Origin of the sequence: Streptomyces sp. NPDC016845 (genome assembly GCF_044332585.1) — a bacterium.
Lineage (GTDB): Bacteria > Actinomycetota > Actinomycetes > Streptomycetales > Streptomycetaceae > Streptomyces.
Map to the genome: position 1 here is coordinate 63548 of NZ_JBIRPI010000028.1, position 22556 is coordinate 86103.

Genomic DNA, 22556 nt, shown 5'->3' on the forward strand with positions numbered 1-22556 from the left:
ACGGGTGCCCCGATGGGCGCCGGTCACGCACCGTAGAGAGGCTGGCCGCGGGGTGTGACGTTCTACCGGCCGAGGTGGAGGCAGGCGGGACACGTCCACGCCAGCGTCGTGGACGGGCCTAATGCGGCGCCGAAGATTTGCCCGCACTGGTCACACTGCATGCCGGCGCCGACCCCAGCCGGCGCGCGAGCGGCCGCGACAGTGCCGGGCGGACAGCCGCTCGCTTGGCAGCTTCCCCGCGTGCGCAACGCGCCCGCCCCGTACGCGGCGGCGGGGCAGCGCCTTTGCGGGACGGGCCGGTATCCGCGGCCGGACGGCCGGTGGTGCGGCGTGCGCCGCACCGTGCACACCGCGACACGGCCGCATCCGGCCGCGCCCACCTCAGGCCGCCGCCGGGCGAGCGAGAACGTGCTGCCCGGCCCGGAGCCGCTGCTGCATATCTGGGGGCGGGTGATGATGGGCATGGTCACGAGGCCTCCTTCAAAGTCCGTCGACTGGGCAGCACCGCACCACGCGCGTGGCGGGACGGCGCCTTCCAGCCCGGCCGGCCGGACGGTCGGCCCTGGCCTCCTTGCCCCACAAAGGTCGCGTCGGGGGACGAAGGCCCTGGACGGGTCGGCATACCGCCTCGATGTATGCCCTGATCAAGGGGTGGAACCGGGAAACCCGGCGGGCATCATCCGCCGAGGAGCGTCGTGCATGCCCCCGTCCTACCGGTGCCGGCCACCGGGCCACCCCGCAGCACGGGCAGCGCGGCGCCGCAGTCTCGGTCCACGAATGGGCGCAGTCGCGAGGCCGAAGCGGAGCGCCGTGCGCAGACTGATGCACGCCCGCCCGGCCATCAAGTGGCCTTTTGCACCTTTTCACCCCGCTCCCTGTCGCCGCCCAGGGCTGGTCTTTCTACTCGGCTGCATCCATCGGCGGCCTGCGCATGGAAAGGCAGGTGGGGTGCCCGGTTTCCCCGGATGCATCGCGTTGACGGAAGCGCAACCTGCGCCGGGTCACGGCTCGTTGAGCGCGGCGACGCACCCTGACCGGGTGCGTCCAGGGGCGGGTCTTCCGGCGAGGACTCGCCCCTGCGAGGAGAATGCCGGGCCCCTGCCCTCACCGCTTCGGAGCTCGTCGACGATGCGGCAGCGTGCGGCTGCGTACCTTCCGCTGTTCGTGGTGGCGCTCTACGATCGGCGCAGACGGGATGGCTGGCTTGATGACGCCGCCGCCTTTGAGGTTCCCGGACCCTGAACCGTGTCTGTTAAGACGGCTGGAGCCGTATCGCCGACAACACGGCTCCAGCACTGGCCCTCTGGGTGCGACACCTCCAGCGAGACGGCTCCCGCAGCCTCGCGTCCATCCAGAGGGCGCCTCCCATGCGCAGCAGGCGAAGAGAGCAAGCGTCGCTGCGCGCGGGCCCCGGGCCGCTTCACGCGGCCGGGGATAGGGACAGGTTCCCACCACCGTGCGCGGGCTGTCCGGGCAACGGGCCGTTGACTTGCGTCGATTTGACGTCGCGTGCCGCTTTGCTCAGCGACCGGTCGGTGACGCGGGCGGCGTGCCGTGCCCGCGGCCGGCCCCGGGCCCCCAGGCGTCACTGCGGGCGCACAGTTGCCGGTTCAGCTCGAGGCGCACCTTGGCGGGCAGGACGCCGCTCTGGGCCCACCGCACAATCAGGATCGCCACACGCCGCAGCTTGACGTTCGTCCGCTGCGACACCTGGCGCAGCACCTCGAACGCACAGACGGGCGAAAGGTGAGCGACGCCGACCAGGACACCGACCGCCCGGTCCACGTCCGCATGGGAGACGACCGCTTCCTTCAGCTGCGCGACTTCTCTTTCCAGCGCGGCCACCCGCGCATCGAGATCTGCGGGGCCGGGGCGGGCGGGCTGCTGCATGTGATCTGACTGCACGGCTGCCTCCGGGGCCCTGGGGGGCATAGCGCCAGTCTGCCAGCACGGCCTTGCTGCCTTGAGGCGTCCGCAAGCCCTCCCTCTATCTCGACTTCCGCCGCCAAGCTATCCGTGGACGCACGGCACACCCGGAAGGGTTCGTGGTTCGTGCCCCGGCTGCGCGCCGCACACCGTGCCCGCACTCCCCCTCTGCCGCACAGACATCCCGCAAGGCCCTGCGGCGACAATCGCGATCCCCTCCAATTCGGAGATGGTCCTGCGTTTTCGGAGTCGTTCTGCGTTCCGCACGCCGTCATCTGCCTGCGAAGGCGGCCGGCCGCGAGCGCGTCATGGGCGGTCGGCTCCTCGGCGGTCTCTGGTGTGTGCCTGGCGGGCGGGCTCGAAGTGGCTCTGCCCGGCCTGGTGCTGCACCAGCAGGAGGTTCGCGGCGCCAGGGGCGCAGTTGTCTGCCGCGGGGGGTCGGGTTCGGTGAGGCGGTTATGCCGCACCGGCCCGTGCCGGACACGCGCGCCCCGCAATCCGGAGGCCGCCGAGACAGGCGGTCAGTCGAGTCGGGGCGAGCGGTGTCCGCCCGCGCGTGATTGCGGAGGAATGGTGTGCGCTGCGGGGGTGGCGGGTGAGGAGGTGCGGGCCGTGCGTGACCTGCTGATCGGCCGGGCGTTGACTGCAGCGAGCGAGCCTCCGCCCCCTCCCTGGGAGACAGCTCAGGTGCCAGCCCGGCACCGCTCCTCGGCAGTGCGGGCCGGGCCCTTCACCGACGCCGGCGGGGTGAAGGCGGGCCCGGGGCACCCGGTCGGCTCCTGCCCGGTCCTGCGCCCTCTGCTGTCCGCCGGCCCCGCCGCCGCCCCACAGGAAGGTCACCCAAAAATCGTGGGCACCCCCTTCCCGCCGGGCCTTCAGATTCAGACCGTCGACACCGGCGACACAGTCCTGCTGCACCTGCGCGGGGAACTCGACATCGCCACCGCCCCCCGCCTGGAGCCCGTCCTGATCCCGCTGACCGCCCAGACGTGCGAACTGGACCTGGGCCATGTGACGTTCATCGACTCCACCGGCATCAATCTCCTCACCCGCCACCACCGCCAGGCCGCCGCGGCCGGCGGCCGCCTGCGGCTGATCGCCGCCACCCGGGCCGTACGCCGCGTCCTGGAGATCACCGGCACCACCTACCTCCTGGACGACCCCGGCCCACCCCCGCCTGACACCCTGGGCCACTAGCGCGCACCCGGACCGCACGCAGCCCAGGCCGGTGCGAGGCAGCGTCAACGGAAAGACGGAACCTGCGGGGGCGCACTGTCTGGCACGGGCCCGCGCGTCGGCTACGGAGCCGGCTTATAGACGACCGTCGTGGTGGGGCACTGCCCGGCAAGCTCGCGCAATGCCTGCAGTTCGGCGTCGTCGACGGCCAAAGCCCAGCGCAGTTTCGTGGCGACCCAGGTCGCCGCGTAGGTGCAGTAGTAGGAGGGGTCGGTGGGCAGCCACTGGGCCGGGTCCTTGTCCGCCTTGGCCCGGTTCGAGGCGGCCGAGACCGCGATCAGCGTGTCCGGGCTGTCCTGATCGTTGGCGTAGGCCTCACGCCGCACGGTGCTCCACGGCGTCTGCTCGGAGTCGTACACCTCCGCCAGCGGGACGAAGTGGTCGACATCGAGGCGGGCGGCGTCGGTCACCGTGAGGCCGTCGTAGGCACTGCGCCAGGTACCGCCCGACAGCTTGCAGCCCGCCGCCACCTCCGGCGCCTGCACAGCTTCCGCCAGGATGACTTCCTTGCGGGTGTTACACCCGTCTTTCGCGTCCAGGCCCCTGTTCCAGTGCTTGTACAGCTTCCGCTGGTAGCCCTCGCGGTGCTCGGCGGCGACCGGGAGCCGGCCGACCGCGGCGAGCAGCGGCAGCGGCACCCGCGCGCCCGAAGCGCCGCTGCCCGCCGGTTGGGCTGGGGCAGAGGACGTGGAGGGATGCGAGGCCGCCGGCCCCGCGGCGACGGAGGCGGAGGCGGGCGGGGCGGGTGTGGCGAGGACGGCGAGCGCGAGAGCGGGCCCAAGACGCAGTTTCTTGATCACGCTCGTCTTGTACCGGCACCCGCGCACCATCGAAAAGGCTGCGGGCAGGCGTGTCACTCGCACGGCCGCCCCGGTTCACTGCAGAAACGTCGCACCCAGCCGGCAGCGAGCTGCACACGCCACTCATCTGGATGAACCACGGCGGCGAGCTGAATAGCGAACCGTTTCGTCAGGACAGGCCGTGGCCATGAGACTTCCGCATCGCACGGGCACGGGCAGGCTGCTTGCCGCCGCCGTCCCGACCCTCCTGGCCGCAGCACTGACCGGCCTCGCACCCGCCCACGCCACCACCACAGCGGGCGCCCCCGCCACGGCCCGGGACCAGATCAGCTGCGCACGCGGGTTCGTCTGCATCTACCCCGAGATCGACTTCGGCGGCCAGCCCTACGTCAAACGAGCCGTCGACGGCTCGGTACGGCACCTGCCGGACTACATCCGCGGCAAGGGCAGCTCGGTCATCAACAACAGCGGCCGCACCGCGCGCGTCTACCAGAAGGACAACTACTTCGGCCGGCACGTCTGCGTCGGCCGCGAAGGCGGCACCATCGGCGACCTGCGCTCCTACCAGCTCAACGACACCACCCACAGCCTGCACAACAACGACACCCCCTGCGGCGCCTGACACAGCCCCCGACCTGGCCAGTACAGCTCCCGGCCGCCTGCTCACAATGCCCCTGGGCGAGCCGCGTAGTGGCGCCGACTGCTCGCGACTGGCGCGGGCGCCCTGTTGGTCTTCAGCGCGGCCGACGGGCACGTTGTGTTCGGACAGCAGACCCGGACAGGACGATGACCGTCCGGCCGGGCGGCGAGACCTCGCGGGCGCACCCCCAGCACGCGACACCGCGGCACCATGCCAGGCCCTCACCTGACGGTCCGCCTGCTGGGCGGCCACCCGTGCTGGGAGCCCTTTCCAACCCCGGGCGGTCATCGGATGATCGCTCCTATGATGCTCTGTTCTTCCTCCCTCCGGCTGTGGTTGCTTCCCAATGCCGTCCTGCTCGTCGTGTTGCCGCTGTGGGGGTGCGCTCCGCTACCCCCACCTGCCGGGACGGATACCACAGCACATCGGAACCGAAGGAGTGGACGCCTGGACGGACAAGTCGATCGGCGCCGCGTTCGTACTGGTCTTCCTGTACACGGGAGTGACGGCGTTGACGGTCAGCGGCGCGGAGCTGACACTGCGGCTGACCCCACGCGATGCATTACCGCACGCCAAAGCCGCAGCGTTCCCCTCCACCCGGGCAGCATCGTCCCTGATGAACAGACCCGGCAGCCGGGCCTCAGCGCGCCGCATCGCACGCGCCCTGCTGCTGCTCAACACCTGCATCGGCATCTCGCTCCTCATGGGCTGCGCAATACTCTGGCGCTCGACGCCGGATGCGCACGTGCCCGCCTGGCTCCTCACCGCGATGACTGTGCCGCTCCTCGCCGGCACCGTGATGACGGTCCTTGCGGCCGTGAGCGACCGAAAGCGGTGATCCCGGTCCCCCCGTCTGGCCGGCGGGAAGGGGATCAAGGGCGTTGCACAGAGCGGGGCCGAGGGCTGGTCGCGCTCGGTGACGTCATCGGTGACGGCAGCACGTGATCATGGGCCCGTGCGGTGGGCGGGGTGCTTCCTGTCCGTTCACCGGCGGGAGTATGACCGGGTACGCCACACTCGTTCCTATGACAGAGGGTGAGTGGTGGAGTGTGCGGGTGGAGTTGCTGGGCGGCGGGATGGCCGGTGAACTGTGGCCGCGCCCCGGCCGCATCTTCGCCGTCTCCACGCTGCATACCCTGCACGTCCTGGCCGAGGCCATCGACGACGCCTTCGCCCGCTGGGACCGCAGTCACCTGCACGAGTTCGACTTCCCCGCCATCGGCAAACGCGCCACCGAGCACCGCTACGCCGAGATCCAGGACCCTGCCATGGAGCTCGACGCCGATCACGTGCGCATCGGGGACGTGCTGCAGCCGGGCACGGAGTTCGGGTACGTATTTGACCTAGGGGATAACTGGCGGCACGCCTGCCGGGTCGCCGAGCGGCCGGTCGACCTGGACAGGGAGGTCGGCATCGTGCCCGACAAACCGCTGCCGTACTGGGGCTGGGGTCTCATCCCCGACCCGTACGGGCGGCTATGGGACGGCGACGACGGCGAACAACCCATCCCCACACCGCCACACGAGCCGTGGCCCTGGGCCAACGCTCCCCAGCCCTCGCTGGCGACCCTGCACTGCCCAGGCCAGTACACCCGTCTCCTCGCTGTCTCCGACGCCGACGCCGACGCCGACGACATCTGACCTGCGGCGTGCTCGGGCAGCCAACCGAGCAGGAGTCCCACACGTGTGGGGTGATCCGAGCTCCGCCTGGTCACGAGGGCTGGAGACAGCCCCACGCGTGTGGGGGTCTTGGCTCAGGAAGACTGAACGCGCAGCTCAGGCAGGTGCCCCCTGTAGACATCTCATTCCAGAGCGCTAACAGTTCTCATCCGGTGTCACCCAGAGTTCTCACTCGATGTTGAGCCCCGGGCATCTCCACCAGCGGCGTACGGAACATCAAAGTGAGAAGCGTGGGTGACACGGGGGTGAGACGTCACACCGGGCAGGGTGCCAGTGAGGGCCGGAACGGCGGCCGCCACCACCTCGTGAGTTCGGCCGGTCCACCTGGCCGGCTCCACCGTCCGCATCGACGCCGGGGAGAGACGCCGTAGAGGGGATCTATCCGCCCCAGCCCACCAGAAAGACGGGACCAGGATTCAGCTCCCGGTGTTCATGGCGGCGGGCACGCTCGCCGCGGAGTGCACCGCGTGCTGAGCCGCTACCTGCTCCAGCACCGCGTACAGCGCCTGCGCACGCTGGCTGCGCCGGCTGCCGAAAGACGCACGGTCAGTGGTCAGCAGCAGGATCCAGTGCGCGCCGGTCATCCGCATCCGGCTGGCCGACCGGACCGCGCGCAGCAGTTGTCGGTTGTCCCGCTGGGCCAACGGCCCCTGGAGTGGTGAGAGGAGCTGGTGTGCGGGTCCCCGCAGCCGTTGGTGCAGGTGCAGGGGCACCGTTTCCCATGTCGGGTCCTCCGCCTGCGGCAGCCATCGGCCCTGGGCGGCCCCGGACTCGGCTAGCGACGCTGTAGCGGGGGCTGGTGGCGCCGGATTCCGCGCTTGCTCCAGCTCGGGTCCAGGTGCGGCCGGGTGGCCGGCGGTGCAGGTGTGGGGAGCCGGCGTATGGGCGTATGCGCACGCGGGGCAGGGCACCCCGTTCGTCAGCTCGGCGGCCAGCTGCACCACCGACCGCTCGGGGCCGAACCCCAGTGACATGAGTTGGTGCGGCAGGCACAGTTCCTCCACAGCGCGCAAGGCTGCGGCCGCAGTGACATCGTGGCCGGCCGTGAACCATCTGCCCGTCTCTGCGTGCTCGCCGCACCCGCAGAAGCAGCGCCGGTGTCCTCTCGTCTGTGTCACGCTCGGGACGCTAGCGGTTTCAGCAGCCGCAGATCGGCCACGCCACGCGGCCTCGCCTCGATACGACCCATGGCTGCGCGGGGAGTAGGTGTCGAGACGGTGCACCGGCGTGCGCCCGGCACCCAGGACGGCACAGCTGAATGTGGCGTTGGCGACCGGTTTCGGAAGCCGCCGCATGCGGACAGCACCGGGCAGCGGCGCCTCTCGCCGCAGGGAACCTGACGGGCCGCCGCCGACCGGCACCGGCCCCTCCCGCTGCTCTGGTCCGGCCGCCCGCGGCTGACCCGTATGGCTGCTGTGCACCGTGGGCACGCCATCCCGCACGACTCTCCAGGCCCTTCAGCGTCTGGCGGCGGCCGGGTGGCGCATCGCGGCGCGGGCCGACTTCGACGGCGGCGGCCTCGCCCTCGTCCGCGCCGTCCTCACCGCCGTCCCCCACGCCCGGCCCTGGCGGATGACAGCCTCCGACTACATCGCCGCCCTGCACCCGGCACCCTTCGAACCAGACAGCCTGGACCCCGACCGCCTCGGCGACACCCCCTGGGCCCCTCTGCTTGCCACCGTGATGCGCGACACCGGCCGGCCCGCCTACGAAGAGGCGCTGATCGAAGATCTCCTCGCCGACCTCCGCTGCGGATCCCCGCCTCCTGGCAAGCCGGGCCGCACTCACCCGGCCGCCCGGCCAGCCGCCGCCTCAGCCAAGGTCCCGCCGCCCGCAACACCCGTGACCTCCCCCTGCACTCCGGCAACGCTCCGACCGGCAGCTCATGCCCAGGCAAGGCGGTGCAACTGCTGCAGCAGCAAACGGCACTTGTCCACCGCGTCGTAGGCGCCGCCCAGCCGCTGCCGGTGATACCGAGAACCGTCCACCGACCACAGTCCTGCGGCCACCGCCGCCGGCCCCATCGCGTCCTCCCAGCGCACCCGGTCCAGCACAGACCCCGCCGACGAGGCGGAGGCACCCTGGCGCAGCAATTCCCGGGCGAGAACACCACGATCGAAGGCGGCGTTGTAGGCGACGCACCGCCTGCCGTCCAGAATGCTGGCCAGGCGCGGCAGCACATCGCCGATGCAGGGGGCATGGGCGATATCCGCATGGGTGATGCCGTGCAGCGCACTGGCCGCCGCCGTGATCGGCCTGCGCGGATCGAGCAGTTCGTTCATCACCGTGCGGCCCGCTGGCGCTCCGGGGGCAGGTGCAGCGGTGAAGGTGAGTTCAGGCCAATTCCGAAGGCGGGGACGTCTGCGACCCCGAGCAACCCGGAGCAACGCAGAGAAACAGCGGAAAAGAGCGAGAAACAGCGGGAAAGAGCAAGACGCTGTCTTCACGGAGGGCGCCCCTACGAGTCGGCAACCTGCGGCATTTAGAGCTTTGGCCGAGACCCGCAACTAACTCAATCGGGTTCTAGGTTCCGGGCTTACGGTGTCTCAAGTCCACCGCAGTAACAGCCAGTTCGCGGCATGTGGGGAAGGACACAAGCACGTGCGTAGGTGTGGCACGGGTGTCGCATAGGTGTGCCCAGAGTGTGCATCAGCGTGCTTGGACTGGGCGTTTCCTGAGACAGCGCAACCTTGCCTCAGCTCGCGTGCCGCTGAAGTTTCCTACACTCCCCCACAACGCAAAGAGAGCCCTGCGTTCCCGACTCGGTTCCTAGGCCATTCGTCGGAAGGGCTCTCTCAGCGGCCCCCATCCACGCTCACAGGCAGGAGGTGACATGAAGAAGACTAGCAACCCCGGACCCGGCCGGTCCCGCCTCGCGCGGCGCCTGCGGACATGGGCCCGAAAACACCGGCGCACCGTTCAGATGCAGATGGTCCGCGGAGCCTCGTACAGCCTCGGCTCCAGCGCCATCAGCCTGCTGATCGTCTGGTTCCAGGGACGGCACTGACGGCCTCCTCAAGCGGGCAGGGACGGGCGAGCGTCTCGTCGTGAGCTTCGTCCCTGCTTGCTTGATGCGGGTCCATCAGGTGCCTCCGCTAACTACTTGCCGTAGCAACCAAGTTCGCTGATACTTCTCCTGCGTCACCGGTTGAGACTAGGGGCAGGAGTTTGGGGTTCGACTCCCCTTGCATCCTTCCTCGCGCTCGTTTCGGTCGCCTTGGTGCTGCGATACGTGGCTCTGACCCTAGGTAACACGATGTCAGGGAATGCCAACGGCGGACGAAGGGAGAGTTTTATGAGCAGAATGCGGAAGTCATTTGAGGTCGTCTTTATGGTGGCCGCGGCGGTCGCAGAAGGTCGTGCAGCCGGGCTGCTGCTCCCTGCCTGAGCCGGTGACGCTTGGCCCCGGCAGCGCTTTGAAGGCGCTGCCGGGGCTCATCGCTGCCAAGGCGGTGACGGTTTTCACGGGTTGACGCTGACGAACTCGTACGTCAGCCGGATGTCGGTGAAAGTACGGGCATAGCCGACCTCGCTGCCGCTGCCGCGATGGCGGGCGGTCTGCTCTCGGTTAGGCGGGCTCGTGGTAGCCGTCCAGGGCGAAGGGCGCGGGCTGTACGGGCTGGTGGGGCGGCATAGTTTGGAGGGCGTCGTCGAGGACGAGGCGATAGTGCTGCTCCTGCACCGGGCGCAGAGTGAGTTCCAGACCGGCGAAGTCGCCGGTGTCGATTGCGGCGAGTGCTTGGGCGGCGTCGTCGATGGTGATGTGGGGGTGGAATATCCGTGTGGGTCCCAGATCGAAGGTGTGTCCGGCGATCGGAACGGGGCAGTCGGCACGAGTCGCGTGTACCTGTCCGCCTTCCAGCAGGCGGCGCAGCATGTCCGCGCCCGTCCCGTTGAGGGTGAGGCGCAGGGCTCGGGTGAAGGGGTTGATTATGCACTGGCCGTCCACGAGTCGGCGGGCCAGCCGCAGAAGGACTCGTTCGCGGGCGGTGAACTCTGCAGGTACCGGGAAGAACTGCTCGCAGTGCCGCTGGACGTACTCCAAGTCGAGGACGATCTCACGGATGCGCTCGAGGTCTTGCCAGTCTGCTGGGGCATCGCTGCTGGACGGAGTCCCCTGCCCACGGTGTGCCCGTCGACGCTGATCTGGAATGAGCCGCCGCCGAGCAGGCGCTTGTAGAGGCCGATGGCGCGCAAAGCCGTGCCCGTGTCCTTGCCGGCGATACTCAGGGAGTAGTTCAGTTGGGAGGCGGCGTCCTGGTCGTGCGGCATCAGCAGTTGCAGGCTCGCCCCGTCGACGTCGAGGACAAGGCAGCGGCCGGTATCTCCCTGACCGATGTCGGTAAGCGTGCCGCGGTAGGAGGCTGCCACGGTCCCGGGCTCTGTCAGGAAGGCCACTTCGGCTTCGGTGCCGGCGGGAATGTCACGAGGCTCGCGCCGCCAGATCACGCGTACGTTGCTGAGCTGTTGGGACAGCCATTCGGGCCCGGTGATGGACAACTGCTCGACGGCCTCGGGCGGCAGCACCAGTTCCTCGGCCGCGCCAAAGCCGATGGTGCGCTCGAGCAAGGTGGACAGGTCAGCGTCCAAAGCCTGGGTGCGTCCCTTGAGCCGGATGGTGACGGGGCTGACCTGTTGGGCCCGGGGGTGCTTGGCACGCAGCGTTTGGATCACGGTGTCGCCTTGCCGGGCGAAGTCCAACGTCCAGTGGGGGTCAACGTCGTCGACGACACCGCCGAGGGCATGCACTCGGGCGCTGAGGTCGGCGGTGCCGCCCATCAGAAGATCGCGTTCCCGGTTGTAGGTCCTGGCGTACTCGTACAAGTGCTCCCTGGTGAAGCTGGCTTCGAGGTCGCTGTGCACAGCGAGCCGGTCGTCGAGTTCCGTACGGCCCATGATCTTGATCTGTACGGGCCGGTCTCCGGCCAGACTGTCGACGAACTCGCGCTCTCCCGTACTGAGCGTGCACGGCACGACGAGAACCCACTCGTAGGGGTCATGGTCTATCGCGCGCTCGAATGATTTCTTGATCGATGACCGGCGGCCGCGGCCGCTGGTAGGAAAGCCGTCGAGGTAGTACTTCAACTGGTAGATGCGCAGTCTGCTGCCCTGACGCACGTCGATGTCGATGCCGCCGTCTCCGCCGCGGCCGTTGACCGCGTGTACCGTCGCGGTGGCGTCATAGAGGCGGTGTACAAGAGCCTCCACGACCCGGTCGAATCGCGGCTGGCCGATTGCGTCCCATTCGATTGCCACTGTGCTGCCTTCCCTCGATGCGCGTCAGCGATCGGCCCGCGTTGCTGGCATACCCCGCTCCCTGGTTGGCTGATCTGACCGGGGCGACGGCCCTGCTCTGCGCGGCCGAGCCAGCCTTGTATCAGCCGCCCGCAACCTGCTCTGCGGCCGCGTCTTTGATCGTCAGCAAGGCGACATGCGGCACAGCGACGAGCGCCTGGTCCAAAACGTGCTCGACTGCACTGGCCGACACCGAGCGGTCAATGTCGATGATTTTCGCCCATGCTGCCGGCTCGTAGCGGGCGAGTATCGACAGCCCGAACAACAGCGCCCACCAGGCCAGCAAGGGATGGACAGGCCCCGCCATGCCAGGCAGTGCGGGGAAGGCGTAGGCGTCCTTGGAACTGCGATAGAGCGTCGCCCGCTGCAGCGCCTCTGCCTCGCTATCTCCCAGGTCCTGAGATGTGAATGGCGTGGGCAGGAACACCTCGAGTTCCTCGGCGGCTCCGTTGCCGCGCTCACGCCAGAGCACCGTCTCGGCAACATCAGGTGTATGGGACCAGCCATCGAGCGTCGGATAGTTGCGAAGAAAGTCGTCGACAACTTTGGTACCGGTATCTGCTCGCACCCTAATTTCGGTTGGAACAGGATAGAGCGACAGGCGGCTCCACAAGGCACTGTCCCGCAAGATCGTGCCACCCAGAACGAAGTGCAGGGCTGGAAGGCCCATGGCCCCGGGTAGCGGGGCAAGCTCGGTCTCTGGAATGAGCGGCCACAGCTGACCCAGCGTCAGGGGAACCTGCGGTGGCAAAGGCTCTGCTCCCAGCGCACGAGCCACTGTCGTCAGCAAGCCTCTGGCCGACGGCACTACTTCGACCAGTGCAAGGCCCTGCCGTGCATCGAGGTTCCGGGTGCCGATGCCATGCCCCTTTGACGCCCAGTCACCGTCGCCCAGCCGCCCCGAGCACGCGGCGAGGGCACGGCCGAACTGGGAGAGCGCGTAGAAGACCTGCACCGGTCTGGTTGCCGGGCCCGCCGCGCTGGCGGCCTGCGTGAACTGCTCGGCCTGCTCGAGAGCAGCGACGAAAACAGCACGCCGCTGTCCCGATGCCTGAGCCGGCCCGGTGATGCCAGCCCGGAGGGCCCGAAGCTCCCTCCAGACTTCCCTGCTGCCAGGCAGCGACAAGTCGCGCCACGTCACCATGAGTCCCTCCCCGACAAGGCCAGGTTGCACTCCAGGCACGCGCGAACCACCGCGCGCGTGGTCAGCCGACAGTAGACGACAGACCCCCGAGACTGCACAGGTATTGCCGATCAAGGAGAGCGACGGCTCACCTGGCCGTCCGCAATGCACCACTCGGTCCGACCTCACGCATCGCGCGATCCTGCCGCTCCACCGCCGCGGCGATGCCCAACTCCCCCCGGGACGGCGGCGCGGCCTGGCGGTGCGCCCCGATTGCGCGCCGGCATCCGTCCGGCGGCGGCCTGCGCTCCACGTGGACGGCGGGCAAGGCGGGCGCGGCCGGAACCAAGGCGGCGGCCGTGGTGGGGCCGGTCTTCACGGGTGCGGGCGCCAAGACGTGCAGGGCACAGACGTTCGCCCCCGGCACTCTCTCAACGGCCGCCGCGATCAGCTTCGGGGCGCTCCAGCGCAGCTTCGTGCCGACGGCCGGAGCGTCGGGAAAGACGTCCAGGCGGCCGGTCTCCGCGTCGAACGCTGCCGCCTGCACGCGTCTGGCGAGCTGACGCGCGGCGAGGCCAGGCAGCCGCTCCGTCCGCATTGCTGGACTTTCGGTCCGGACGGCGGGCCGCTCGTACAACTGCCCCAGCCGTGCCGTCCGCAGGTACTCGGCTACGCGCTCTCGGGCAAAGACTTCACGCCTGAGATGGGTGGCTCTGTAGAGCTTACGCAGAGCCACCTACCTCGGTCGAAGAACTGCCAAGCTAGGGCAAATCTGAGCGACTTAGTCGTGGAACAGCTCGCCAGTGAAATGCCCTTTAGCCCACTGCACACGCGTTGGGCGAAAACCCGTCCCCTCGCGGAAGTAGTCTTCGATCGTCGCCCGGATAACAGACACAGGCAAGACACTGACGCGATCGAAGAAGTAGGGAGTCCACGGGTCGGACAACACCTTCGGGTCCGTGACCGGAGGCTTCGGATTCAGTGAGACCCAGACGGAGTTAGCGACGTCAGCACCATTTTTTTCGATGACTTTGTCGACGAGCCCGAGATCGCAGTACCAGAGGATTCCCCCGTATCCCGATTTATGATCTAGCCCAACCGAGAGAACGTTATCCGGCACTGAACTTGCGGTGCCCGAGATCCCGTCGTCCACCACATCCGGGACCAATTGGAAAGAGGTGTTGACGTACGATACCAACGGGCCGTCAGCCGAAAACACTGTGTCGAGATAATCGCGCAAAGTGTCCGCCGCCATTAGGTACAGGGGTTTTTCTTGAAGCACTTTCAGTGCCATTCATCTCGCCCCTCTTTCCGTCGAGCCCCACCGGTTTTTCGCGACAGCGGCAATGATTCTTTCATCATCAAGACAGTAAGCGGCTCCACGGAATAATATCCGCGGAGCCACTAACTTCCCTATCAGCTATCCCTTGTCAAAAGGCTCTCGCCGTTTGCCGTGCTTGGCTCCCAGTTTACGATCGTGGGCCTTTTCCCTCCGCTGCGCCAGAATTCCGCCACGGCCATTTCTACCTTTTTCATGGGGATGCAGTTGTACTTCCCGTACCACAGTGGATGCCAAGGGTCGGCAATCACGCGGGGATCGAGTTCGGGTGGAGAGTCAGTTGCACTTACCCAGTGAAATTGCGTGGGGTCCTCCGGGATTTCTTCGCCCCACCAGGTCATGCCGCCGAAGCCTGTACGTCGGTTCACCCCGATCGTCAGTGAGTTCTCGGGGCGCTCCGGAAGGTTCGTCTCTTCGGCGACATTGTAGACGTGGAGAGTCGCAATCGAATTCGGTTCGATTCCTGCTTCCACTTCATCATCCGGGTGAATCGCGGTCAGGGCCTCGTTGATCGCTTTCTCTGCGTCCTCTTGCGTCGACACGCGACGCATCTCACCGTCTACCCAAAGTTCGACGATCATTCTTTCCTCCCCGGTCCTCTACCTACGATCTCCGTTTCCCCCTTCTTTCCGGGATGATACACGTGCATCACGGAACCCTCGGGCAGAATCGCTTCCACCAGCTTACTGCAGGAGTCTGTCCCCTTGCACACGCCCTTATTGTTGTTGATGACGACGGTAGCTTCCTTCACGTCACCCATCATCATCCAATAAGCGATTTTCGTTTCGGTGTGAGTCTCGGCCCAGAAATTGGTCTGCCGCGGGTCTCCGTACCCGATCTCCTTCAGGTATTTGGTAACGGCAGCGCTGTCGGCGTCTCGTCCGCTTGCAATGCGATCGGGAAGGTTGGGCAGTCTCTTTCCGTCTGCATCACGGATTGCGCCAGTAGTGAGCCACTTACTCTTCAGGTCGTCGAAAAGCTTGTTGACCCATTGGGGGCACGCGGCTGCACTACTTGCGAAGGAACGTCGGCTCGCTCCACCCGTCAGGCATCCGACGCTCTTGCGGGCAGCCCGAAGTCCCTTGATGGCGTCGATGCCGTCGTCGATCTTGCCGAGAAGTTTGAACTTGCCCCCGACTACGCTGGCGACGGCCATGGTGCACATGCCAAGCGTCGGATCCTCGACACAGGCCTGAATATCTGACAGGCCCGTGACTTCCCAGACGATCGTTCTGATCGTTTCAGGCTGCGTAATTTTCTCGACGATACGCCCGATGAGTACCTGGCAGGGCACGATCGGCATCCAGAAGGGCCGGACGCAGGTCTTTTTGCGTTCGCCCCCCTTGCTGGCTTCCTCGGCCTGTTTGCGAGCCTCCTCCATCTCCTGCTCGGCAAGAGTCTGGGTGTGCTTCCAGGCCGCGGCGGCTGCCGCGTCGGCTTCGTCTTCACTCTTGCCGGCGTCGATGGCCGACTGCGCGGCTGCCGCTGCATCCTGGTCGGCCCTGCGTGCCGAATCCCGTGCGTAGGTAGCCGAGAACTCGGCATTGGCCGCAGATGTCTCCGCCGCGCTGGCGTCGGCGTCGGCCCGGTCGGCAGCGTTGCGTGCGGTAGTGGCCGATATAGCAGCCTGCGCGGCGCTTTGCTCGGCGTCGTCCGCCGACGCATCAGCGTCATCGGCGTAAGTTTTTGCAACCTCCGCCGACTTGCCGGCCTTTTCCGAGGCGTTCTTGGCCTCGTCGGCGGCCTGTCGGGCGGTGGCCGCGGCTTCGGTGGCGCGCCAGGCGTTCTGGTGGGCCTTGGCCTGGATCAGGTTGCCTTCTGCCAAAAGGCGTTCCATCTGGTGGATGTGGGTGGTGGCGAGGTCGTCTTCGCTCTGGGCGATGTACTGGCCGGCGGCGACGAAGTCGTGGATCTGGTTCGGTGTGCCGGCGAGGGCGATCTTGGCTGCGGCCTTGACCTCGGGGCCTGCGTTGGTGGCCCGTTCGGCGGTGATGACCTTTTCGTCGGTGAGGCGGGCGCCGTACTGGTTGTTGCGCAGGAAGGTGGCGAGGGCCTTGCCGGTGCCGTCGGCGAGGGCGGCTTTAGCGCCGTCGCTGACGCTGGGCCCGCCGATGGTGGCCAGCCGGGCGACCTCGACCTTCATGTCGACGAGTCCGGCCTCGTACTGGCCGGTGGTGTAGAAGGTGGCGATCTGCTCGGGGGTGCCCTTGAGGGCTTCGACGGCGGCGGTGCGGACGCTGTCGTAGGGGCTTTGGGTGCTCAGTTCGACAACGTGCTGGCGCGCGTCGTTGTCGTTTGCTTCCTTCCAGCGGGTGCGCAGGTAGTCCAGGACGTCCTGGTCGGTTCCGCCCAGGGCGCGGGCGGCGGCTTCCTGGTGCCAGGGACCGAGCAGGGTCAGGGCTTGCAGGGCCAGTTCACGGCCCTGGGCGGCGAGTGCCTGGACGTCGGCGTCGGGGCGACCGGCCTGTTCGGCCAGTTTGTTGGCCGTCGTGTTCAGGGACAGGGCCTTGAGCTGGGTGGCGGCGGATTCGCGAATGACGTCGTCAGAGGCCTGCTTTTGCGCGCGGGCCTGCTCGACGGCGGCTTCGGTGCGGGTTTCCAGGTCCGCGCTCTCGGTCTCCCGGGCGAGAGCAAAGGTCTTCTTGGCCGTGGCGACCGCGGTCGTTGCATCGTCTGCCGCGTCCCTGGCGGCCTCGGCGTTCTTCTGGGCGGTCTCGGCGTACCTCTCCGAATCGCCGGCGTGTTCGGCGGCGTCCTCGGCGAAGTCGGCGGCTTTGTTCGCATGTTCAGCAGCCGAGTTGGCTGCGTCACGGGCGCCGTAAGCGGCGGTGGCGGCCCGGGTGGCCAGGGCCGCGGAGCGGTCAGCTGCACGGTCGGCGATGTCGGCGCTGCGGCGAGCGGCGAGGGCCGCCTGACGGGCCTCGTTCGAGTGCACGCCCGCGGCATCCGCATAGTCGTTGGCCTGCTCCGCGGCAGCTGCCGCCGCAAGGGCGTTGCCAACGGCGCCCTTGGCCGCAGTGGAGGCGAGCGCGGCCGCGGCGGAGGCCTTGCCCGCCTCGCCGGCGGCGATACCAGAGTCGGTGGCCGCCTTGGCCGCGGCTCGGGCCTGCTGCGCGGACTTCTTTGCGTCCTCGGCGCTGCCCGCGTCCTTGGCCGCGGCGATTGCCGCGCTGTGGGCCTTGTTCGCTGCGTCCGCGGCGGAGGCGGCGGCAGAGGCCGTCTGAGCGGCAGCGATGGAGGCGCGGCGAGCGGCGGCGCTGGCGGCATCGGCCGCGCCGATGGCTTCCTGGGCCGCTTCGGCGGCGCCTCGCGCGGCGTCAGCGGCCTGCGCGGCCCTGACGGCGGCCTTCTTAGAGTCGTCCTTGGCTGCCTCGGTTTCCTTGGCGGCCTTTTCTGCGGCTTGCTTGGCCAGAGCGGAGGCTTCGACGGCCTTCTTGGAGGCGTCCTCGGCCTTCTTGGTTGCGTCTGCTGCCTGCTTGCCGGACAGTCGGGCCTGCTCGATCAGTTGTTCGATCGAGGCGTGTTCCTGGTCCCGGTTACGGGCGATGAACTGGCCGACCTCCAGGAACTCGGCGATGTCGTAGGCGGTGCCGCGCAGTGCGATCTTGGCGGCGGCTTGCACGTTCGGGCCGCCGGTGTTGGTTAGCCGGGCGACCTCAACGCGGTTGTCCTGCTGCTGGGCGGTGTACTGGCCCGAGTCGAGGAATTGCTCGCGGTCGTCGAAGGTGCCCAGCAGAGCGGCTTTGGCTGCCTCCTGCACGCCGGGGCCGCCGAGGTTGGTCAACCGGGCGATCTCGACCTTGCGGTCCTCATCCAGCGGCTCCTCGTAGCCGTAGAGGAGGAACGTCTCCAACTCGTCCGGGGATGTGAGCAGGGCCTCCTTGGCTGCCTGCTGCAGGCCGGGGCCGCCAATCATCGCCAGTCGGGCTGTCTCGACACGGTTGTCGTCGAACGCAATGTCCGGGGCCTCGTCCAGGAATTTCTGGACGGCTGCATCATTGCCGAGGAGTGCCTGTTCCGCTGCCTCCTTCAGACCAGGCCCGCCGGTTTCCCAGTAGGTAACGATCTGGGCGCGCACGCCTGCGGACAGTGCGCCGTCGTCGGCGGCAGCGACCGTTGGTGTGCCCAGTAGCCCTGTCACCAGGCCGACGGCCAGGGCTGCTTGCAGCAGCCGTGCCCGTCCCGAAGATGTATTCATGGCTCCCGGAAGGAAGTTCCGGGAGGATCTGCGCCGTCTCACCGGCAGCCCTCTCAACTCGCGGTCAATGATCGCCGGTTCCAGGGGCCGGGCAGGGAAGAAGACCGTCCGTGCAGGGTGGGCTTCGTCTGTGCCGGTACCGAGGAACAGGCATTGCTCATGCACAACTCGCGCAAGGCAAAAGACGATTGATCATATGCATGCAAGGAGTAATTGGAACCGGTGAGAGCGGTAGCTCGTCGGGCTTCCTGGATCCCGACACCGACCGTGAAGATGACGTAAAGGTGGCAGCCCCAAATAACTCCCTCAAGATCGTCAGGAACGGCACGAAAGCCGCTTTCCGGATCACTATGCGTAAGCTATGCGGCTTTTGTGGCTTTTGATACTCAACTCACGAGCTTCACAGACTCTCCAGGTCGTGAAAGGTTGCATGCCGGAGGTCGACTATTTCTGAGGCATGGATCACTGAGAAGCGAATTCCTGACAAGATCTGCAATGTGGTTGACTCTGCCGGGTTCTGATGGTGCGTCGAATGCCGCCATCACTCCCCGAAAGGCTCAACATGGCGATACCCCGCCCCCTCAAGGCTCTGATAGTCGGCCTGGCATCTGCGCTTGCCGTAACCGCTACAACTCTGGGTGTGGCGCACGCGGTCGACAATGACACCGCCACCGCCACAGAGGCCGACGCCGGTGCAATGCCCAGTCTGGTCGAGGACTTCAACTACCCAGGCGCCGACCGGATCGCAGCCGAGACTGATGGCGTCGTGCTGAAGCGCGGCAACGGGCGCCTCATCATGGTCCCGTGTGATGGCGCACAAACCATCACCATCCTCTCCCGTACCGGGAACTCCGACTACTGCTTCCGTGTCACTGCGAAGCCCGCCTTCCTCACCATGGAACTCCCCAAGGCGTACGGCATCTGGACCGGTGACGACCCGGTCAAGACGACGCTGAAGGAAACGGACGGCACCACCACCGTCATCACCGCTAAGCCCAACGACTTCACGGGCTACGGCGAGTCCGGCGCAGAGGTGAACCCCAGCACGCTCATCGAACTGCGCGTCTGACGCACATCGCTCTCCAGCCGGCCCTCGCCGCACGCACAGCACCGGCACCCGGCTGTCCCGTTCTTGTTCCTCTGACACGTTTGATCGGATCCGGTATTCCCGTGCCCAGAATCACTTCCCGGACAGCGCTGCTGAGCAGCCTGCTCGCCACCACTCTCGCTGCCGGTGTCGCCACTGCGCTGCCCGCCCAGGCCCTCGTAGGGCCCGAAGCCACCGCCCAAACCGCCGTATTCACGGCCCGCATCGATATCGGCGACAACGAGCGCACCTGCTCCGGCGTCCTGGTCGACGCGCAGTGGCTGCTCACCTCCGCCACCTGCTTCTCGGCCGACGGTAAGCCCGCTGCCGGAGCCCCGGCCAAGACGACCAAGGCCACCATCGGCCGCAGCGACCTGACCACCACCGCCGGCCAGGTCCGCACGGTGACGCAGTTGGTGCCGCGCACCGACCGTGATGTGACGCTGGCCCGCCTGGACAAGCCGGTCACCACCATCACCCCGGTCGACATTGCCGCCCAGGCCCCGGCCGCCGGCACCACGGTGACCGCAGCCGGCTACGGGCGCACCAAGAGCGAGTGGTCGCCGCTGAAGCTACACACCGGCGCCTTCACCGTCGGCGCCACCAGCACCAGCGACCTGCCGCTGACGGGCACGGGCGGGGCCACGCTGTGCGCCGGTGACACCGGCGGCCCCCAGCTCGCCACCAACGGCGACTCCTTCGAGCTGGTCGGCATCAACTCGCGGTCCTGGCAGGGCGGCTGCTTCGGCGCTGACCCGGCGGAGACGCGTACCGACGCGATCGGTGCCCGGGTGGATGACCTGGCGGGCTGGGTGGCCAAGAACCGGCTGGCGACGATGCACGCCGATGCCACCACCGTGGTGACCACCGCCGACTTCAACCGTGACGGCCGCCCCGACGTGGCCGCCATCACCGCGGACGGCAACCTGCACGCCTTCTACACCACCGCCGGCGGCACCCTCATCTACGGGCGGGAGCTGTGGAAGCACGACGGCAGCTGGGCCCGCAAGAGCCGCATCTTCGGCGGTGACTTCAACGGCGACGGCAACGCCGACATCGCCGCCATAAACGTCGACGGCGTCCTCTCCCTCTACCCCGGCACCACCGCGGGGCCGCTGGCGGGAGCAATTGCCATGTGGAAGGACGACTCCTGGGGCTCCTTCCCCAACATCGCCACCTACCGCGCCAAGGGCTGGACCCGGGACGGCCTGGTCACCGTCGCCCCCTCCGGACGCCTGTACGCCTACCCCACCGGGACTACCGGCGCCCTGGACGGCACCCGCACCGAGGTCTGGCACGACGACACCTGGAACAAGAAGCTCATCACCTCCGACGACTTCACCAGCGACCAGCTCAACGACATCGCCGCCATCGGCCAGGACGGCGCGCTCGGCCTCTACACCGGCAACACCCAGGGCAAGTTCGACTACTTCGGCCAGATGTGGCCCGACCCGTCCTGGGCCAGCTTCCCCGTCATGATGGGCGGCGACTACAACGGCGACGGCAAGGCCGACATCGCCGCCATCAACTCCACCGGCGGCCTCTACCTCTACCCCGGCGACGGCAAGGGCAAGCTGTCCGCCCGCACCACCATGTGGCCCGCCATCGGCTGACCCCATCCCCCCACCCGGTGCGGTCCGCTCGTGCTTGCGGGCCGGCCGCACCGGGTGGCGGCTGCGTCACCGGCGCCGCAGCCGTCGTACCAGTCGTGCCGGGCCCAGCCAGGTGGGGCGTACGGCCAGGCAGACGGCCGTGTTCTGCATGAACACCACGCCGCACGCCGGCCGGCCCTGCAGGCGCGATGAGCGCGCGCCCCCTGCCGCCGTCCCGCACCCCGGTCGCGTCCGTCTTCACTGGCGGAATCCCCTGGCATAAGACGCAGGCGGCTCCGGTCGCGGGCTCCGTCGTGCCACCGTGGCACGAGGGGATGAACGGGGATGCGCTCGCGGCGGACTACCGGCGGATCGTGGAGCTCGTGACGGACGAGACGGCTGGCGGTGAAGGGATCTCGGCAAAGGAACTGACCGTCCGGCTGGATCTTGAGGCGGTGCCGGCGAAGGTCGAGGGAGTGCGCTCAAGGGCCAGGCGGCTGGCCGGGCGGGGCTGGCTGGAAGCGTTGCCGACCGGGCGGTTCACGCCGCGACCGTCCACTGCGACCGCCCGGCCGTCGGCGGCACCGGCCTCCGGCGGGCCAGGCGGCGGCTCATGAGCATGGCCTGCGAGAAGTAGATGAACGCCTCGCTGGCGGCGGGCAGCGTCTCGAAGTCCCGCACCAGACGCCGCGAGCGCATCAGCCACCCCAGCGTGCGCTCGACCACCCACCGTCTCGGCAACACCACGAACCCGGTCATGTCGTCACTGCGCTTCACGATCTCCAGGCTGAGCTGCAGCTTTTCCTTCGTCCAGGTCGCCAGCCGTCCGCGATATCCGCCGTCGGCCCACACCAGCGTGATCTCCGGAACCGGGCCCGCAGTTCGGGCAGCAGATGCCGTGCGGCCTGCCGGTCGGTGACGTTGCCCGCGGTCACCAGCACCACCAGCAGCAGGCCGAGCGTGTCCGTGATGACGTGCCGGCGCCTGCCATTGATCTTCTTCCCGCCGTCATAGCCGTGCGTCGCGGCGGGCACCGAGGCGGCGCCCTTGACGGACTGTGAGTCGATGACAGCCGCGGTCGGCTCCGCATCCCGGCCCTCGCTCCCACGGACCTTGCCGCGCAGCCGGTCGTGGAACTCCTGAGCCAGTCCCTGATCCCGCCACCTGCGGAAATAGGCATACACGCGGTCCCACGCAGGGAAGTCGGCCAGCATCGCACGCCACTTGATCCCGTTGTCCGTGACATAGAAGACCGTATCCAGCATCTGCCGGTAGCAATAGCCCTCGGGCTGTCCGCCCCGGCCCTCCGGCCACGCCGGGACGGGCAGCGCGTCGCGCACCACCGCCCACTCCTCGTCCGTCATGTCCGACGGATACCTGCGCATCCTGTTCGGACGGTCAGCCGCGTTCCCGAACCGGTGCGCGATGCAGTCACACGACAGAGCGGACGAGTTGAACGCGACCGGCGAGACAGCATAGAACTGCGACAACAGGGCCTCCAGGATTCACGAGTTGGCTTCGCAACCCTCGTGCTGCACCGGAGGCCGGGCCTTCCCCCATGAAGGTGGGCACGCGGTTATTGATCACGCGGCGAGCGTGAGTTTAGCGGCGTGGTGTCGGCGTTCGTATTCGTTGGGGCTG

Annotated in this window: 20 protein-coding genes and 1 pseudogene; 9 read left to right on the plus strand and 12 right to left on the minus strand. The window is 68.0% G+C overall.

Annotation, left to right across the window (positions count from 1 at the left end):
* Window positions 1-1521: 1521 nt before the first annotated feature.
* Complete coding sequence (locus ACH4RC_RS37475) at window positions 1522-1890, minus strand: ANTAR domain-containing protein (RefSeq protein WP_398208813.1); 369 nt, start codon at window positions 1888-1890, stop codon at window positions 1522-1524.
* 885 nt (window positions 1891-2775) lie between these two features.
* On the opposite strand from ACH4RC_RS37475, the gene ACH4RC_RS37480 reads away from it, so the two are divergent.
* Window positions 2776-3123 carry an STAS domain-containing protein gene (locus tag ACH4RC_RS37480; RefSeq protein ID WP_398208815.1) on the plus strand — a complete coding sequence of 116 codons (348 nt, stop codon included), beginning with the start codon at window positions 2776-2778 and terminating at the stop codon, window positions 3121-3123.
* A 101-nt stretch (window positions 3124-3224) separates the two neighbouring features.
* Here the strand turns inward: ACH4RC_RS37480 and ACH4RC_RS37485 are convergent, their stop codons facing one another.
* Window positions 3225-3962, minus strand: a complete 738-nt coding sequence (locus ACH4RC_RS37485) for an HNH endonuclease family protein (protein ID WP_398208817.1) — start codon at window positions 3960-3962, stop codon at window positions 3225-3227.
* 187 nt (window positions 3963-4149) lie between these two features.
* On the opposite strand from ACH4RC_RS37485, the gene ACH4RC_RS37490 reads away from it, so the two are divergent.
* From ACH4RC_RS37490 to ACH4RC_RS37500, 3 genes are all read left to right on the plus strand, one after another.
* Complete coding sequence (locus ACH4RC_RS37490) at window positions 4150-4584, plus strand: peptidase inhibitor family I36 protein (RefSeq protein WP_398208819.1); 435 nt, start codon at window positions 4150-4152, stop codon at window positions 4582-4584.
* Between the two features lie 457 nt (window positions 4585-5041).
* Window positions 5042-5440 carry a DUF1648 domain-containing protein gene (locus ACH4RC_RS37495; protein WP_398208821.1) on the plus strand — a complete coding sequence of 133 codons (399 nt, stop codon included), beginning with the start codon at window positions 5042-5044 and terminating at the stop codon, window positions 5438-5440.
* A 187-nt stretch (window positions 5441-5627) separates the two neighbouring features.
* Window positions 5628-6242, plus strand: a complete 615-nt coding sequence (locus ACH4RC_RS37500; protein WP_398208823.1) for a hypothetical protein — start codon at window positions 5628-5630, stop codon at window positions 6240-6242.
* Between the two features lie 455 nt (window positions 6243-6697).
* On the opposite strand, the gene ACH4RC_RS37505 is transcribed toward ACH4RC_RS37500, so the two are convergent.
* Entirely contained in the window at window positions 6698-6925 is a 228-nt protein-coding gene (locus ACH4RC_RS37505; protein ID WP_398208825.1) for a hypothetical protein, read from the minus strand.
* Between the two features lie 778 nt (window positions 6926-7703).
* Here ACH4RC_RS37505 and ACH4RC_RS37510 point away from each other — a divergent pair.
* Entirely contained in the window at window positions 7704-8228 is a 525-nt protein-coding gene (locus tag ACH4RC_RS37510) for a DUF2399 domain-containing protein (protein WP_398208827.1), read from the plus strand.
* Here the strand turns inward: ACH4RC_RS37510 and ACH4RC_RS37515 are convergent.
* Entirely contained in the window at window positions 8165-8563 is a 399-nt protein-coding gene (locus ACH4RC_RS37515) for an exonuclease domain-containing protein (protein ID WP_398208829.1), read from the minus strand. The two genes, ACH4RC_RS37510 and ACH4RC_RS37515, sit on opposite strands and share 64 nt — an antisense overlap.
* 551 nt (window positions 8564-9114) lie before the next feature.
* On the opposite strand from ACH4RC_RS37515, the gene ACH4RC_RS37520 reads away from it, so the two are divergent.
* Entirely contained in the window at window positions 9115-9288 is a 174-nt protein-coding gene (locus ACH4RC_RS37520) for a hypothetical protein (RefSeq protein WP_398208831.1), read from the plus strand.
* 306 nt (window positions 9289-9594) lie between these two features.
* On the opposite strand, the gene ACH4RC_RS37525 is transcribed toward ACH4RC_RS37520, so the two are convergent.
* The 4 genes from ACH4RC_RS37525 to ACH4RC_RS37540 all read right to left on the minus strand — a co-directional run bounded on the left by ACH4RC_RS37525 (window position 9595) and on the right by ACH4RC_RS37540 (window position 12720).
* Window positions 9595-9747, minus strand: coding sequence for a hypothetical protein (locus tag ACH4RC_RS37525; RefSeq protein ID WP_398208833.1), 153 nt, complete (start codon window positions 9745-9747; stop codon window positions 9595-9597).
* A gap of 102 nt (window positions 9748-9849) precedes the next feature.
* Window positions 9850-10230 (minus strand): hypothetical protein, encoded by a 381-nt coding sequence (locus ACH4RC_RS37530; protein ID WP_398208835.1) that lies wholly within the window; start codon window positions 10228-10230, stop codon window positions 9850-9852.
* A complete protein-coding gene (locus ACH4RC_RS37535) occupies window positions 10212-11537 on the minus strand; it encodes a hypothetical protein (protein ID WP_398208837.1) in 1326 nt (441 codons plus the stop codon). Before ACH4RC_RS37535 ends, ACH4RC_RS37530 begins: the two co-directional genes overlap by 19 nt.
* A gap of 121 nt (window positions 11538-11658) precedes the next feature.
* Complete coding sequence (locus ACH4RC_RS37540) at window positions 11659-12720, minus strand: YaaC family protein (RefSeq protein ID WP_398208839.1); 1062 nt, start codon at window positions 12718-12720, stop codon at window positions 11659-11661.
* 203 nt (window positions 12721-12923) lie between these two features.
* Between ACH4RC_RS37540 and ACH4RC_RS37545 the strand changes: the two genes are divergently transcribed.
* The gene (locus ACH4RC_RS37545) at window positions 12924-13262 is read left to right on the plus strand and encodes a hypothetical protein (RefSeq protein WP_398208841.1); all 339 of its coding nucleotides are present in this window, start codon (window positions 12924-12926) and stop codon (window positions 13260-13262) included.
* A gap of 218 nt (window positions 13263-13480) precedes the next feature.
* Here ACH4RC_RS37545 and ACH4RC_RS37550 read toward each other — a convergent pair whose 3' ends face one another.
* The 3 genes from ACH4RC_RS37550 to ACH4RC_RS37560 all read right to left on the minus strand — a co-directional run bounded on the left by ACH4RC_RS37550 (window position 13481) and on the right by ACH4RC_RS37560 (window position 18236).
* Window positions 13481-13993 carry an Imm1 family immunity protein gene (locus tag ACH4RC_RS37550; protein WP_398208843.1) on the minus strand — a complete coding sequence of 171 codons (513 nt, stop codon included), beginning with the start codon at window positions 13991-13993 and terminating at the stop codon, window positions 13481-13483.
* Window positions 13994-14115: 122 nt separating this feature from the next.
* Window positions 14116-14619, minus strand: a complete 504-nt coding sequence (locus ACH4RC_RS37555; protein ID WP_398208845.1) for an Imm1 family immunity protein — start codon at window positions 14617-14619, stop codon at window positions 14116-14118.
* Window positions 14616-18236: a DddA-like double-stranded DNA deaminase toxin gene (locus ACH4RC_RS37560; RefSeq protein WP_398208846.1), complete on the minus strand. Its 3621-nt coding sequence runs from the start codon at window positions 18234-18236 to the stop codon at window positions 14616-14618. The genes ACH4RC_RS37555 and ACH4RC_RS37560 overlap by 4 nt, the downstream gene beginning before the upstream one ends.
* 640 nt (window positions 18237-18876) lie before the next feature.
* On the opposite strand from ACH4RC_RS37560, the gene ACH4RC_RS37565 reads away from it, so the two are divergent.
* Together ACH4RC_RS37565 and ACH4RC_RS37570 are read left to right on the plus strand one after the other, a co-directional pair.
* Window positions 18877-19305: a hypothetical protein gene (locus ACH4RC_RS37565; protein ID WP_398208848.1), complete on the plus strand. Its 429-nt coding sequence runs from the start codon at window positions 18877-18879 to the stop codon at window positions 19303-19305.
* Window positions 19306-19406: 101 nt separating this feature from the next.
* Window positions 19407-20936, plus strand: a complete 1530-nt coding sequence (locus tag ACH4RC_RS37570) for a trypsin-like serine protease (protein ID WP_398208850.1) — start codon at window positions 19407-19409, stop codon at window positions 20934-20936.
* 593 nt (window positions 20937-21529) lie between these two features.
* Here ACH4RC_RS37570 and ACH4RC_RS37575 read toward each other — a convergent pair.
* Window positions 21530-22300: pseudogene (locus ACH4RC_RS37575) on the minus strand (transposase); the annotation flags it as partial.
* Window positions 22301-22556 lie beyond the last annotated feature (256 nt).

What these genes read in the sequence shown, in the direction of transcription:
- ACH4RC_RS37475 (WP_398208813.1), bottom strand. Translation starts at nt 1,890, where the DNA reads ATGCAGCAGCCCGCCCGCCCCGGCCCCGCAGATCTCGATGCGCGGGTG.
- ACH4RC_RS37490 (WP_398208819.1), top strand. Translation starts at nt 4,150, where the DNA reads ATGAGACTTCCGCATCGCACGGGCACGGGCAGGCTGCTTGCCGCCGCC.
- ACH4RC_RS37500 (WP_398208823.1), top strand. Translation starts at nt 5,628, where the DNA reads ATGACAGAGGGTGAGTGGTGGAGTGTGCGGGTGGAGTTGCTGGGCGGC.
- ACH4RC_RS37515 (WP_398208829.1), bottom strand. Translation starts at nt 8,563, where the DNA reads ATGAACGAACTGCTCGATCCGCGCAGGCCGATCACGGCGGCGGCCAGT.
- ACH4RC_RS37520 (WP_398208831.1), top strand. Translation starts at nt 9,115, where the DNA reads ATGAAGAAGACTAGCAACCCCGGACCCGGCCGGTCCCGCCTCGCGCGG.
- ACH4RC_RS37540 (WP_398208839.1), bottom strand. Translation starts at nt 12,720, where the DNA reads ATGGTGACGTGGCGCGACTTGTCGCTGCCTGGCAGCAGGGAAGTCTGG.
- ACH4RC_RS37545 (WP_398208841.1), top strand. Translation starts at nt 12,924, where the DNA reads ATGCCCAACTCCCCCCGGGACGGCGGCGCGGCCTGGCGGTGCGCCCCG.
- ACH4RC_RS37550 (WP_398208843.1), bottom strand. Translation starts at nt 13,993, where the DNA reads ATGGCACTGAAAGTGCTTCAAGAAAAACCCCTGTACCTAATGGCGGCG.
- ACH4RC_RS37555 (WP_398208845.1), bottom strand. Translation starts at nt 14,619, where the DNA reads ATGATCGTCGAACTTTGGGTAGACGGTGAGATGCGTCGCGTGTCGACG.
- ACH4RC_RS37560 (WP_398208846.1), bottom strand. Translation starts at nt 18,236, where the DNA reads ATGAATACATCTTCGGGACGGGCACGGCTGCTGCAAGCAGCCCTGGCC.